Raw genomic sequence first — 13,557 nt, forward strand, 5'->3', positions numbered from 1 at the left:
GGTCGGATATTAGAAGATTGAGCACCGATATTCGAACATTTCGAACTGATATTAGAACAACCGCACGATATATTAGAAGATCGCAATTATATTAGAACAAATTATTTTTTATTAGAACAAATTCATTTTTATTAGAAGAAACCAACCTCTATTAGTACGATTCGGCTTTTATTAGAACTAACCTCCGCATTTCCCGCTTCCCAGGCCCTTCTCCTCAAATGTAACTCATTTGTAACTTCGCGATGTTACATTACGGTTAAGCAAATAGCTATGCTGAAAATTTTGCTAGGAGGGACATTGAATGAAAAAGCGTTTATGGTTAATTTTTGCGGTATTATCGATTTTCTTATTGGTTGCATGTAACAGTGATTCAACAGACGGCGATGATTCATCAACTACAAATTCAGCTGAGCAAGGAGAGAGCGGAACAACGGAGACAGCTGCATCCACAACTCCGATTAAAGTCGGTGTACTGGCATCGTTGACGGGAGCTCTTGAATCATATGGGAAGCAGACGAAAAACGGATTCGAGTTAGGTCTTGAATATGCGACTGAAGGCACGATGGAAGTGGAAGGTCGTAAAATCGAAGTTGTTTGGGAAGATACAGAAACGAAGCCTGAAGTAGCTGTTCAGAAGGCGACGAAGCTATTAGAGGATGACGCGGTTGATTTCTTAGTTGGTTCATCAAGTTCAGGTGACACATTGGCGGTACTTCCACTAGCAGAAGAATACGAGAAAATTATGATTGTAGAACCAGCAGTAGCTGACAGTATTACAGGTTCGGAATTTAACCCGTACATTTTCAGAACGGCGCGTAACTCTTCACAGGATGCCTATGCAGCAGCAGCGGCAATTGCTGGAGAAGGTGTAAAAATCGCAACGTTCGCACCGGATTATTCATTCGGTTGGGATGGTGTATCGGCATTTAAAGCAGCAGCTGAAGGTTTAGGTGCTGAAATTGTATTAGAAGAATATGCAGATCCGGCTGCAACAGACTTCACGTCTAACTTGCAAAAAATTATTGATGCGAAACCGGATTTCTTATTCGTAGTATGGGCGGGTGCGAACTCTCCTTGGAATCAAATTGCGGACTTAAAACTGCAGGAAAAAGGCATTAAAATTTCAACGGGTGCACCGGACATTATTGCACTTCAGTTTATGGAGCCATTAGTTGGAATGGAAGGGTTCTCTGTATACCACCATACACTACCGAAAAATGAAGTGAATGATTGGTTAGTAGAAGAACATAAAGCACGTTTCAACGGTGAAGTTCCTGATTTATTTACACCGGGCGGATTTACGGCGGCAGTTGCGATTGTAGAAGCACTGAAAGCATCAGGTGGAGATGCGGATGGGAATACGTTAATTCCATTAATGGAAGGTATGTCATTTGAAACACCGAAAGGAACGATGACATTCCGTGAAGAAGACCACCAGGCATTGCAGACTATGTACGCAATTCGCCTTGAAAAAGTAGCGGATTTTGACTATCCGGTACCGGTATTGCTACGTGAATTACTGCCAGAAGAAACGGAACCTCCTATTTTAAACTAGTAAATAAGTGAGGCTGTCTAAAAAGTGTTGAACTTTCAAGACAGCCTTTTGTTATAAGAAGCACTAGGAAATCAACTACGAGAGGGTGAGATGATGGAACCGATTTTAAAGACAAACAATTTATCGATTAAATTCGGCGAGCATAAAGCGGTGGACGGCATTAATTTTGAAATGACAGCAAAGCATTTTAAATCGATTATTGGGCCAAACGGTGCGGGGAAAACGACTTTCTTCAATTTAATTAGCGGTGAGCTGGAGCCGACAGAAGGCGATGTGTTCTTTAAAGGGCAATCACTTCAAAAAAAGTCATCGGTAGACCGGACGCGATTAGGGATTGGAAGGTCATTTCAGATTACGAATGTGTTTCCGAACTTAACAGTGCTGGAAAATGTGCGCCTTGCCGTGCAATCGAAACGAAAAGTGCGCTTCCATATGCTTAATCATTTTTTGAAATATAAAGAGATTACAAATGAAGCGGTTGAAATTTTGGAACAAGTGCTATTAACCGACAAAATGCATCAGGTGGCGAATCAGCTTTCCCACGGTGAAAAAAGGAAACTGGAAATCGGAATGTTACTGGCACTTGATACTGAAATTTTACTATTGGATGAGCCGACAGCCGGCATGTCATTGGAAGAAGTCCCTGCAATATTGGATGTGATTCGTTCGATTAAGGAGCGCGGCGATAAAACGATTTTACTGATCGAGCACAAAATGGATATGATTATCGACCTGTCCGATTCGATTATGGTGCTGTTCAACGGTACGCTGTTAGCAGACGGGTCGCCGGAAGAAATTATGAACAATGAAACAGTACAACAAGCGTATTTAGGAGGCCTTGCATATGAGTAATATTTTAACGCTGGAGCGTGTGGAGACCTTTATTTCTCAATATCATATTTTGCAGGGCATCAACTTTGAAGCGAAGGCGGGGGAAGTTTCGGTTTTACTGGGGCGGAACGGTGCTGGGAAAACGACGACACTCCGCACGATTATGGGATTAACGCCGGCAGCAAAAGGGTCGGTTCAATTCGATGGGAAAGATATTACGAAAATGACGCCATATGATATTGCGAATAGCGGTATTGGCTATGTGCCTGAGGATCAAGGCATTTTCGGGCAGCTGACAGTAGAAGAAAACATGAAAGTGGCAATCCGCAAAGAAACGGATGCGACAATGCAAAAGCAGGCATACATTTTAGAGTTATTCCCGGATTTGAAGAAGTTCTGGAAAAAGCAAGGCGGCAATTTATCGGGTGGTCAAAAACAAATGCTTGCGATGGCAAGGGCTTTCGTCAACGACAGCAAGCTGCTGCTAATCGACGAACCATCCAAAGGTCTTGCGCCAATTGTAATCGAGAAAGTAATGGAAGCTATTACGGAAATGAAAAAGCATACATCGATCGTGCTTGTCGAACAGAACTTTATGATGGCGAGTAAAATCGGCGATACATTCACATTGATCGATGACGGGCGGACTGTGCAATCAGGGGAAATGCAAGGTTTAATCGAAGACGAACAGCTTAAGCGTAAATATTTAGGAATCGGATGAGGAGGGGAAGCGGATGGAACTAATAATCAGTTTAACAATCAATGGACTAGCGACAGGAATGCTTATTTTCTTACTGGCAGCCGGATTGACGCTTATATTCGGGCTAATGGACGTACTGAACTTTGCGCATGGCGGACTGTTCGTATGGGGTGCCTATACAGGGGTGTTCACCTATTTATGGAGCAACAGTTTTATAGTCGGAATTATAGTCGCGATTCTTACAGGTCTAGTTCTTGGATTTATTACAGAAAAGCTCATTATTAAGCCGGTTTACGGAAATCACGTACAGCAAATTCTGATTACGCTCGGGTTCATGCTCGTGCTGCAGGAAATGATCAAGGTCGTATTCGGGCCAAACGGTGTACCTGTTAAAGTTCCTTCTTACTTGGCGGGCAGCTGGCAAATTGGCGATTTGACGATTATTAAATACCGGATTTTCATTATCGTTGTAGGGTTTGCTTTATTCGGTGTTCTGTACTTCATTTTAAATCGTACGAAAATCGGATTAATTGTTCGGGCTGGTGTTATGAACAGGGAAATGACACAGGCACTAGGTATCAATATTAAGCGTGTATTTTTACTTGTCTTTATGTGCGGTGCGGCACTAGCGGCATTAGGCGGAATGCTGATGGCTCCGTATTCAGGGGTTGTGTATGCGGAAATGGGCATGGAATATGCGATTTTAGGATTTATCGTTGTAGTCATCGGTGGAATGGGAAGTTTCCAAGGTTCATTGATGGCAGCGATTTTAGTAGGGCTTGCCGGAAGTTTTATGGCGTATTATGTGCCGTTTCTATCTGTTGCGGTCAATATGATTTTAATGGCAAGTGTCCTGATTTTCCGTCCACAAGGCTTATTCACGGTTGCGAAGGGGTGATTCAATGTTAAAACAGCCATTAATTTTATCAAAATCAAATTTAGTGTATGCAGTCGCAGTAGGAATCATGGCCGTATTACCGTTTGTACTCGATTCTCGAACGATGACAATTTTATTAACGCAGTTTTGTATTTTTGCAATACTTGCGATGAGTTACGATATTTTACTAGGTTACACGGGCATTATTTCATTCGGTCATGCGATGTTTTTCGGGATTGGTGCGTATACGACCGCGATCATGCTGAGCGATTTCGGTCCGTCAATCGGTATATTCGCTGCTTCGATTGTAGTCGGTATCGTGCTATCCGCAATTATTAGTGTAATAAGCGGTGCATTGACGCTCCGTTTGAAAAGTCACTTTTATGCAATGTTTACGTTAGCGATTTCAGGGTTGTTTTTAGTGCTGGCGGAAAAGTGGCGTACGGTAACGAAAGGGAATGACGGGTTTACATTCCGTGCACCGGAACTGTTTCGTGAGCGACTGTATTTTTACTTTTTAGTACTCATTTGCCTCGTTGTCATTTTCATTTTACTGAAACGAATTGTTGCGTCACCATTCGGAAAAGTGCTTGTAGCGATTCGTGAAAATGAGCAACGTACACGCTCGCTCGGATTTAAAACGTTAGGCTATAAAATCATCGCTTCCGTTATTGCGGGTGCCGTTGCAAGTTTGGCAGGTTCGCTTTATGCGATATCGCTGCGCTTCGTCAATACGAGTGTGCTGACAATGGACATTACACTCGACGCACTGATGATGACGATCATCGGCGGAGTCGGGACGTTAATCGGGCCAATCATTGGTGCAGGTGTCATCGAGTTTGCTCAGCATTACTTATCAGGTCTTGCAAGAGACTATCCGATTTTTGAACGCTGGATTATCTTCTTCGGTATTCTGTACATTTTAGCGGTTATCTTCTTCCCGCGAGGCATCGTCGGTACGGTCTCAATGCGCTACCATGAGTGGAAGATGAAAAAGGGACAAAAAACAAAGGCATCTGTTAAGCTTCGCGAAAAGGAGATACAACGATGATCGGAATAACTGGATTAGGAATGTATTTACCTGAAGGAAGAATGACCGGTGCCCAAATTGCGGAGAAGGCAAATATCCCAGCAGCTGTCGTTGAAACGAAAATGGGCATTATTGAAAAGGTCGTTGCCGGTCCAAATGATCATCCGGTTGAAATGAGTGTCAAAGCGGCAAAGGAAGCGATTTCCGAAGCGCAAGTGGATGCAAAAGATATTGATGTCGTTATTTATATCGGGGAAGAGCATAAAGAGTACCCGTTATGGACGGCTGCGATTAAAATTCAGGAAGAAATCGGGGCGGTGAATGCTTGGGCGTTCGATGTCCAGCTTCGTTGCGGTACAGCCATTATGGCGATGAAAGTGGCGAAAAGCTTAATGCTAGCCGATGATTCCGTCAAAACCGTGCTATTGGCTGGCGGGTACCGCAACCATGATTTTATCGATTATGAAAATGAGCGGACACGTTTTATGTTCAATTTAGGCGCAGGTGCAGGTGCGATGATTTTACAAAAGAACGTGGGCGGACACGAAGTACTGGAAGCCTCGCTTATTACAGACGGTTCATTTTCGGAAGATGTCGTTGTTCCGGTTGGAGGTACAAAGGAACCTTTGACGGTTGATCATATTCGGGAAGGGCGCTATATATTGGACGTTCTCGATCCTGATGGTATGAAGCTTCGTTTGGAGCAGAAATCATTAAGCAATTTTTTAAAGGTGATTCGCCAGTCACTGCAGAAAAGTGGATATAGCGAAAATAATTTACATTATGTTGCGATGCTCCATATGAAAAAGTCTGCACATGACTATGTGTTAAAAGAGCTCGGCCTTTCAGAAGAAAATTCGATTTATCTATCACGTTACGGACATATCGGGCAAATCGATCAGATTTTATCTCTTTGCCTCGCGCGTAAAGAAGGGAAGCTGCAGGAAGGGCAAATTGTTTCATTAGTGAGTGCAGGTATCGGTTATGCATGGGGTGCCATTACAGTAAAGTGGGGGGCTTAATATGAATAAACTGGATGTTTTAGCAAAAGTGGAGTTATCGAATGGTGAAACTTTATCTTATCGGAAACGAGAAGGCGGCGATGAACTTGTTCTGTTAGTTCATGGCAACATGACAAGTTCGAAGCATTGGGATTTGCTGATGGAATCAATGGATGAACGATTCACCATTTATGCGGTCGATATGCGCGGCTTTGGGGAATCGACGTACAACAAACGGATTACTTCGATCAAAGATTTCAGCGATGATATTAAGCTTTTCGTTGATGCTCTTGAGCTGAAGGACTTTACAATTGTCGGCTGGTCTACAGGCGGTAATGTGGCGATGCAGTTTTGTGCAGATTACCCGGGATACAGTAAAAAGCTCGTCTTATTTGCTTCCGGTTCAACACGCGGGTATCCATTTTATAGTTCAAATGCGGACGGCACACCGGATCTTTCAAAGCGCTTATCAACAATCGAGCAAATTGAGCAGGACCCTGTCAAAACAATTCCGATGCAGCAAATGTATGATACGAAAAACCGCGACGGGCTGAAATTTGTATGGAACAGTGCTATTTATACGCAGAAACAGCCGGACGAAGCGCGCTATGAGCAATATGTGGACGACATGCTGACACAGCGTAATTTGGCCGATGTGTACCATGCATTAAATACATTCAATATAAGTGCGGTCGATAATGAAATCGCAAAAGGAACGAACCAGGTGAAAGATATTCACATTCCTGTATTTGTTTTATACGGCGACCGTGACTTTGTAGTGAACGGGGCAATGACAACCGAAATTATCGAGGATTTTGGGGGCCGGGCCCAAATTATGAAGCTGGCAAACTGCGGACACTCACCGCTAGTCGATTGTCTGGATGAAACGAAAGAGGCAATCGAGGAATTTATATTATCTTAAAAGGAGTCGGGGCTATATGCGTTTAGAAAATAAAGTAGCAATTATTACAGGTGGTGCGGGCGGTATTGGCCTTGCAGCGGTAAAGCGTTTTTTGGAAGAAGGCGCAAAAGTAGCCATCGTAGACTATGACAAACAGCAAGGCGAGAAAATTGAAGCAGAGCTGGGGGAGAATGTTGCTTTCTTTGCAGTTGATGTATCGAAACTGGCGGACGTAAAGGAAATGGTACAACAAGTTGTTGGTCGTTTCGGCAAAATCGATATTTTAATAAACAATGCGGGAATTACCCGTGATGCAACACTTGTAAAAATGAGCGAAGAGGACTTCGAGAAGGTCATTCAAATTAACTTAAATGGTGTCTACTATTGTACTCAAGCAGTAGCACCTCATATGATCGCACAGGGGTCAGGAAAAATTATCAGTACTTCATCGGTAAGTGGTGTATACGGTAATTTTGGTCAAACAAACTATGCCGCAACAAAGGCGGCCATTATCGGAATGACAAAAACTTGGGCAAAGGAGCTTGGTCGTAAAGGAATCAATGTAAATGCTGTTGCGCCTGGATTTACGGCAACACCAATGGTCGAAAAAATGCCGGAAAAAGTGCTTCAGCAAATGGAGGGCATTACTAGTCTCCAACGATTAGGAAAACCGGAAGATATCGCAAATGCTTATTTATTTTTAGCATCGGATGAATCGAGTTATATTACAGGTCATGTTCTGCAAGTAGATGGCGGCATTATGATGTAGAAGGTGGGATGGCTAATGCAACAGCTGGACTTTTGGATTGCGAAACGAGCAGGCCAAACACCGGATAAAACAGCCTTAATTCAGTTAGAAACAGGTGAGACGTGGACATATAAAGAGCTGATGCAGCATGCGTATGGCTGGAGCCGAACTTTTTCCAAACAGCAGTTACATCAGGGAGACCGAGTTGTAACGTTGATGGAAAATTCAATTGAAAGCTTTGCCATTTTAATCGCCTGTCGTTTAAACGAACTGATTTTTGTTCCGTTGAATACAAAATTGTCTATATCCGAATTACAGACGGTTTTATCCGATTGCACACCTGCTTTATTAATTACGGATGATACGCATTGTGAACGTGCAATGCAGCTTTCGCCAGCCAAGTTTTTAACATGCGGTAGCTCTGAATTAGTTGAGCCTACTACATATAAGTGGCGTGATGAACCCCAGCTTCCGTGGATGATTATTTATACCGGGGGGACGACAGGTAAACCAAAAGGTGTTGTCCTGTCATATGAAGCGGTCACTACGAATGCGGTGAATACGGTCATTAGCTGGGGGTTAAACGATAAGGACTGTACATTGAATTATATGCCCCTTTTCCATACAGGCGGAATAAATGCACTTGCATTGCCGATTTTAATGGCAGGCGGAACAGTAGTAATCGGCCGGAAATTTGACCCGGAAAGAGCGGTTCGGGCCATTAATGAATATAAAACGACGGTTTCCTTATTTGTACCGACAATGTACCAGTCGATTATTGAAACGGAGTATTTTAAACAGTCCAGTTTCCCCACTGTGAAGGTGTTTTTATCGGGTGGGGCACCTTGTCCGAAGCCTATTTATGAATGTTTCCAAAAAAGAGGACTGTTTTTTAAGGAAGGATACGGGTTAACTGAAGCAGGTCCGAATAACTTTTCCATCGGTGCAGAAGTGGCGATGAACAAAAAGGGCGCTATCGGGAAAAGTATGCTTTTCAATGAAGTGAAAATCATTAATAAAGAAGGTCAGCTATGTGCAGAAGGGGAAGTTGGCGAACTCTGCTTAAAAGGCAGCCATGTTTTTTCACACTACTGGAAAAATGAAGAGGCAACGAGTGCAACTTTTAAGGATGGCTGGTTAAAAACAGGTGACTTGGCGAAGTTTGATGAAGACGGCGATTATTATATTGTCGGCCGGAAAAAGGAAATGATTATAACGGGCGGAGAAAATGTGTATCCGCAGGAAGTCGAACAATGTTTAATCGCCCATGAAGCGGTGCAGGAAGTATCCGTACTTGGTATTCCGAATGAAAAATGGGGCGAATGTGTAGTGGCTTTTGTAATTTCCGAAAATCCGTCCGAACACCTTCAAACGGAACTGTTAAAGTATTGTAAAGAACGTCTAGCCAATTATAAAGTGCCGAAGCAAATCTATTTTCTGCAGGAACTTCCGAAAACCGCCGTCGGTAAAATTGATAAAAAACAGCTTATGAACAGTGTCTTCATAACGGAATAGAAAATAGGTATGAGTTAGTTACAGGACCAAAATGTCGGAAAATCGACATATTGGTCTTTTCTATTGATTTGATTCAATGGAAGTTTATATGAAGTTCATATAGCTCCTTTATACTGCAGAAGTGTTAAAAAGGAGGATATCGATGAATAAGTTTTTAAATCCAATTACAGATTGGGTCTCAACAAAACGCGGTGCCTGGATTACACTTATTGTCTGGCTTGTGTTGATGATTGGCTTAAGCGCCGGTCCGATGCTAAGTGAATATAAAGTGACCAACTTCCAATCACTGCCAGATGATGCACAATCAATTATCGCTGAAAATAAGTTAAGCGAGTACTTCCCGAATGATGAAGGAACACCCGGTATATTGGTTTTCCATAATGAAAACGGGGAAATTAACGTCGAAAGCGTAAAAGAAATTTTAAATGCAGTAATTGCGGAAAATATTGAAGGTGTTGACCAGATTGTTGACATTTCAAACTTGCCGCCTCAAGCTTTAGCAGGATTTACATCGGAAGATAAATCGACGATGATCGTACCGATGACGCTTGAGCAAGGTCTTGGAAATTCGGCTTATGCGGAAATTAACGATTTTGCATCTGAAATCGGAAATGAAGCAGCTGAAAAAACAGGAGATACACAATTTTATATTACTGGTCCAGCAGGGATTGCCGGCGATACTGTAAAACTGTTCGAACAAGCAGACTTACAGCTATTATTTGCGACAATCGGGATTATTTTAGTTCTATTAATTATCATTTACCGTTCACCGCTATTAGCGATCATTCCATTACTTGCAACGGTAATTGTTTATCAAGTAGTAAATCAGTCGGTTGCTTTAATGGGGGCAGCTGGTTTAGAAATTAATAACTCTACCACATCGATTATGAGTATCCTATTGTTTGCTGCAGTAATCGATTACTCATTATTCGTGTTCTCGCGTTACCGTGAAGAACTGAACCATTATGAAAACAAATATGAAGCAATGAAATATGCGATGCGTGCAACTGGTGAGCCAGTATTCTTTGCAGGCGGAACCGTGTTAGCGGCAATGCTTGTGCTATTCTTGGCTGATTTCCGTGACTATCAAAACTTCGCGCCAATCTTTGGGACAGCAGTATTTGTTATTATGCTAGGTTCAGTTACATTAGTTCCGGCTTTATTTGCCTTGTTTGGCCGTAAAGCATTCTGGCCGAAAGTACCGAAATTTGGTGAGACAAAAGAAGTAAAACATGGAATTTGGGGAGCAATTGCCAAGTTTGTTGTAAACAAACCTTATTTATCAGGTGGATTAGTCCTGATCTTCATGATTATTACTTCATTAAATGTGTTCAACTTAGATTATGAGTTTGATACGGTGAAATCTTTCCCTGAAGAATTGCCATCACGTGTCGGCTATGAAATTGTCGAGTCACGCTTTGATAAAGGGGAACTTGCTCCTACATCACTTTTAGTCGAGAGTGAACAGGCATTAACAGAGCAGCAAAAGCAAGATTTAACGGAAGCATTATTAGCAGAAGATGAAATTGCATCTGTTCGCCCGTCAGCTGTTTCAGAAGACGAAACAAAAATGAAATTAACAATGGCTTTTGATTTAAATCCATACAATCCGGAAGCAATCGATAAGCTTGAAGAAATGCGTGAAAACAGCGCGGATTACTTAGCGGCAGCCGGAATTGACGGTGAGCTGCACTTTGCGGGAACAACAGCGAAATTGCTGGATGAGCGCAATGTAAACAATGCTGATATTATTAAAATTGTCCTTTTAGAAACAATTTTAATTTTAGTATTATTATTTGTCCTTACAAAATCTTGGAAAATGCCGATTTACATGATGGCAACCATTTTAGTGTCGTATTTATCGGCATTAGGATTAGGATTATTCCTAGTTGATGTATTATTTGGCTATGATGCAATCAGTACTCGTGTACCTGTCTATGCATTCATATTCCTTGTTGCACTAGGTATAGACTACAATATTATTTTAGTGTCCCGATTCCTTGAAGAGCGCAAACACACAACAGTGAAACAGGCGCTTGAAATTGCTATCCGTAATACAGGCGGTGTTATTTCGTCAGCAGGTATTATACTCGCAGCAACTTTCGCGGCATTAATGACAATGCCAATTGCCGATCTGTTCGTATTCGGCTTTATCGTTGCAGTAGGTATTCTAATTGATACATTCCTAGTACGCGGTATGTTATTACCGATGCTGATATTAACATTTGAAAAAGACAAGAAGTAATGGTTAGATGAAGGGACATCGAGTAATTCGATGTCTCTTTTTATGGATAGAATAAGGGATAGTATTTGCAGATAGGAGTTCCTTAAAAATAGATAAGGCGGTGATTTCAATGCGGATATTAGTTGTAGATGACGATGCATTTATACGGAAATTAATTGGCATTCATTTGAAAAAAGAAGGGTTCGAAGCGCTGTTTGCAAGTGACGGAATGGAAGCATTAAATTTATTGCAGCAGGAGCCGGTCGATTTGGCGATTGTCGATGTAATGATGCCGAAAATGGATGGCATAAGCTTGACGAAAAATCTCGCTGAAATCGGTGTACCTGTATTGATGCTGACTGCCAAAACAACACTCGATGATAAGGAAAAAGGTTTTTTGGCAGGGGCGGACGACTATATGGTGAAGCCATTTGAACCGAAAGAACTGCTGTTTAGAGTGCGCGCGATTTTACGGCGCTTTCAAAAAGTGGAACGAAGTCAAATAAAGATTGCCAATATGCTCATCGATCGGCAAACGTATGAAGTAAAAGTAGGGGAGCAAGTATCACTGCTGCCTTTAAAAGAATTTGAGCTATTGGGCATATTATGTTCAAGACCGGAAGTCGTATTTACGCGAGACCAGTTAATGGAACAAGTATGGGGCTATGATTATGACGGGGATGACTTTACACTGACAACACATATTAAGCGTCTGCGCAGCCGGTTGGAAGAAGTGAATGCACAGGTGAAAATTCAGACCGTACGCGGAATCGGCTATAAAATTGAGGAACTGAAATGAAAACATTATACAGGCAATATATTGTCGTGACATTGGCTGTCATCGTCATAAGCATTACGATGTCGATGCTGTTAATCGGACAAATCTATAAATCGCAAATACGACCTGATACAGACGCAAAAAATTATGGGGTAGCCCAGGAAGTACAGCAAATTTTAAAAGCAATGCCGAAAGAAAGTGCGGATGCCTACTTTCAGTCAATAGCAAAGCTTGGCTACCAAATTGGGGTTATTTATCCTGATGGTAGCTTAACTTCATACGGAAGTGAGTTTAAAAAAACAAAGCTCACACCTGAGATGCTAGATATCGTCGGTACCGATGATGTGTATCACGGCATTCGCGATTATAATGGTTCTTCCTACTTTATGAATCATTTCGCAAATGATATTCGAAATACAATCGGTATATCATTTCAACTAAATGATGAAAGCTATGCATTTTTCATTCGTCAGGAAAATGCGACACTGTTTTCTGAGATGCACTTATTGATTGTTAGCTTCATTATTATTACGGCTTTAGTTATTTTATTGACGATGATACTACTTGCCCGACAGCTTGTCAGACCATTGAAGCAATTGCAGCAGGCGACAAAGCAAATCGCTCTTGAAAATTATGATATCCAGTTATCGATTGATCGTGATGATGAGCTAGGGCAGCTTGCAACTCAATTTCAAAAGATGGCCAATCGCCTCGCAGAAAATGATCAGATTAAGAAAGACTTCATCAATAATGTGTCACACGATTTCCAATCACCGTTGCTCAACATTCAAGGCTATGCAAATGTATTGAAGGACGCGGACAATACAGAGGAAGAACGTGTGCAATATTTGGAGATTATTGAGCAGGAAACGAAGCGACTTTCCGCATTAACAAAGCAGTTGCTGTTACTGAGCTCGCTTGATCAGAAGAATTTACCGGTTCAAAAAAAGACCTTTTCATTAGATAAACAGTTGAAGGAACGGCTATTTGCAAAGCGCTGGAAACTGGATGATAAGCAGATGGAGCTTGTATACGAGCTGGAACCGGTTGAAGTTTTTGCAGATGAGCAGTTAATGGAGCAAGTTTGGGACAATCTGTTGTCAAATGCTATTCGCTACAGTGAAGATAAAGGGAAAATTATTGTCACATGCAGTAAAAAGGATAATCAGATTTTTGTAACGATAAAAGATAAAGGGATCGGTATACCGGAAGAAGCACTTGAAAAGGTGAAGGAACGATTTTACCGGGTAGACCCTTCACGCTCGAGTCAAAGCAGCGGGTTAGGTTTGGCGATTGTAACAGAAATCGTGAACCGGCATGGGGGACAGTTTACTATTGAAAGTGAGCTTGGAAAAGGAACTAAAGTAACAGTTGTTTTAAATATCCAATAATAGAAG

12 protein-coding genes are annotated in these 13,557 nt (G+C 41.9%); all 12 read left to right on the forward strand.

From position 1 onward, the window contains the following. The first annotated feature begins 301 nt into the window (after nucleotides 1–301). The 12 genes from MKY51_RS01440 to MKY51_RS01495 all read left to right on the forward strand — a co-directional run bounded on the left by MKY51_RS01440 (nucleotide 302) and on the right by MKY51_RS01495 (nucleotide 13,551). Nucleotides 302–1,555 (forward strand): substrate-binding domain-containing protein, encoded by a 1,254-nt coding sequence (locus MKY51_RS01440; RefSeq protein ID WP_339174858.1) that lies wholly within the window; start codon nucleotides 302–304, stop codon nucleotides 1,553–1,555. Nucleotides 1,556–1,648: 93 nt separating this feature from the next. After that, nucleotides 1,649–2,407, forward strand: coding sequence for an ABC transporter ATP-binding protein (locus tag MKY51_RS01445; protein WP_339174860.1), 759 nt, complete (start codon nucleotides 1,649–1,651; stop codon nucleotides 2,405–2,407). Next, complete coding sequence (locus MKY51_RS01450) at nucleotides 2,400–3,107, forward strand: ABC transporter ATP-binding protein (RefSeq protein WP_339174861.1); 708 nt, start codon at nucleotides 2,400–2,402, stop codon at nucleotides 3,105–3,107. The genes MKY51_RS01445 and MKY51_RS01450 overlap by 8 nt, the downstream gene beginning before the upstream one ends. Before the next feature lie 13 nt (nucleotides 3,108–3,120). Next, a complete protein-coding gene (locus MKY51_RS01455; RefSeq protein ID WP_339174862.1) occupies nucleotides 3,121–3,984 on the forward strand; it encodes a branched-chain amino acid ABC transporter permease in 864 nt (287 codons plus the stop codon). A 4-nt stretch (nucleotides 3,985–3,988) separates the two neighbouring features. Next, the gene (locus MKY51_RS01460; protein ID WP_339174864.1) at nucleotides 3,989–5,014 is read left to right on the forward strand and encodes a branched-chain amino acid ABC transporter permease; all 1,026 of its coding nucleotides are present in this window, start codon (nucleotides 3,989–3,991) and stop codon (nucleotides 5,012–5,014) included. Next, nucleotides 5,011–6,015: a 3-oxoacyl-ACP synthase gene (locus tag MKY51_RS01465; RefSeq protein ID WP_339174866.1), complete on the forward strand. Its 1,005-nt coding sequence runs from the start codon at nucleotides 5,011–5,013 to the stop codon at nucleotides 6,013–6,015. Before MKY51_RS01460 ends, MKY51_RS01465 begins: the two co-directional genes overlap by 4 nt. 1 nt (nucleotide 6,016) lies before the next feature. After that, nucleotides 6,017–6,916 (forward strand): alpha/beta hydrolase, encoded by a 900-nt coding sequence (locus MKY51_RS01470; RefSeq protein ID WP_339174867.1) that lies wholly within the window; start codon nucleotides 6,017–6,019, stop codon nucleotides 6,914–6,916. A 16-nt stretch (nucleotides 6,917–6,932) separates the two neighbouring features. Further along, nucleotides 6,933–7,664 (forward strand): 3-oxoacyl-ACP reductase FabG, encoded by a 732-nt coding sequence (gene fabG / locus MKY51_RS01475; RefSeq protein ID WP_339174868.1) that lies wholly within the window; start codon nucleotides 6,933–6,935, stop codon nucleotides 7,662–7,664. A 15-nt stretch (nucleotides 7,665–7,679) separates the two neighbouring features. Next, a complete protein-coding gene (locus tag MKY51_RS01480; protein WP_339174869.1) occupies nucleotides 7,680–9,158 on the forward strand; it encodes an AMP-binding protein in 1,479 nt (492 codons plus the stop codon). Between the two features lie 142 nt (nucleotides 9,159–9,300). Then, a complete protein-coding gene (locus MKY51_RS01485; RefSeq protein WP_339174870.1) occupies nucleotides 9,301–11,403 on the forward strand; it encodes an MMPL family transporter in 2,103 nt (700 codons plus the stop codon). Between the two features lie 109 nt (nucleotides 11,404–11,512). Beyond that, entirely contained in the window at nucleotides 11,513–12,181 is a 669-nt protein-coding gene (locus MKY51_RS01490) for a response regulator transcription factor (protein ID WP_079523876.1), read from the forward strand. Next, entirely contained in the window at nucleotides 12,178–13,551 is a 1,374-nt protein-coding gene (locus MKY51_RS01495; protein WP_339174871.1) for a HAMP domain-containing sensor histidine kinase, read from the forward strand. Before MKY51_RS01490 ends, MKY51_RS01495 begins: the two co-directional genes overlap by 4 nt. Nucleotides 13,552–13,557 lie beyond the last annotated feature (6 nt).

This window comes from Solibacillus sp. FSL R5-0691, from assembly GCF_037974225.1.
GTDB lineage: Bacteria > Bacillota > Bacilli > Bacillales_A > Planococcaceae > Solibacillus.

Coding starts and splice junctions, on each gene's coding strand:
- MKY51_RS01490 (WP_079523876.1), top strand. CDS start 11,513: ATGCGGATATTAGTTGTAGATGACGATGCATTTATACGGAAATTAATT.
- MKY51_RS01455 (WP_339174862.1), top strand. CDS start 3,121: ATGGAACTAATAATCAGTTTAACAATCAATGGACTAGCGACAGGAATG.
- MKY51_RS01450 (WP_339174861.1), top strand. CDS start 2,400: ATGAGTAATATTTTAACGCTGGAGCGTGTGGAGACCTTTATTTCTCAA.
- MKY51_RS01480 (WP_339174869.1), top strand. CDS start 7,680: ATGCAACAGCTGGACTTTTGGATTGCGAAACGAGCAGGCCAAACACCG.
- MKY51_RS01465 (WP_339174866.1), top strand. CDS start 5,011: ATGATCGGAATAACTGGATTAGGAATGTATTTACCTGAAGGAAGAATG.
- MKY51_RS01485 (WP_339174870.1), top strand. CDS start 9,301: ATGAATAAGTTTTTAAATCCAATTACAGATTGGGTCTCAACAAAACGC.
- fabG (WP_339174868.1), top strand. CDS start 6,933: ATGCGTTTAGAAAATAAAGTAGCAATTATTACAGGTGGTGCGGGCGGT.
- MKY51_RS01440 (WP_339174858.1), top strand. CDS start 302: ATGAAAAAGCGTTTATGGTTAATTTTTGCGGTATTATCGATTTTCTTA.
- MKY51_RS01470 (WP_339174867.1), top strand. CDS start 6,017: ATGAATAAACTGGATGTTTTAGCAAAAGTGGAGTTATCGAATGGTGAA.
- MKY51_RS01495 (WP_339174871.1), top strand. CDS start 12,178: ATGAAAACATTATACAGGCAATATATTGTCGTGACATTGGCTGTCATC.
- MKY51_RS01460 (WP_339174864.1), top strand. CDS start 3,989: ATGTTAAAACAGCCATTAATTTTATCAAAATCAAATTTAGTGTATGCA.
- MKY51_RS01445 (WP_339174860.1), top strand. CDS start 1,649: ATGGAACCGATTTTAAAGACAAACAATTTATCGATTAAATTCGGCGAG.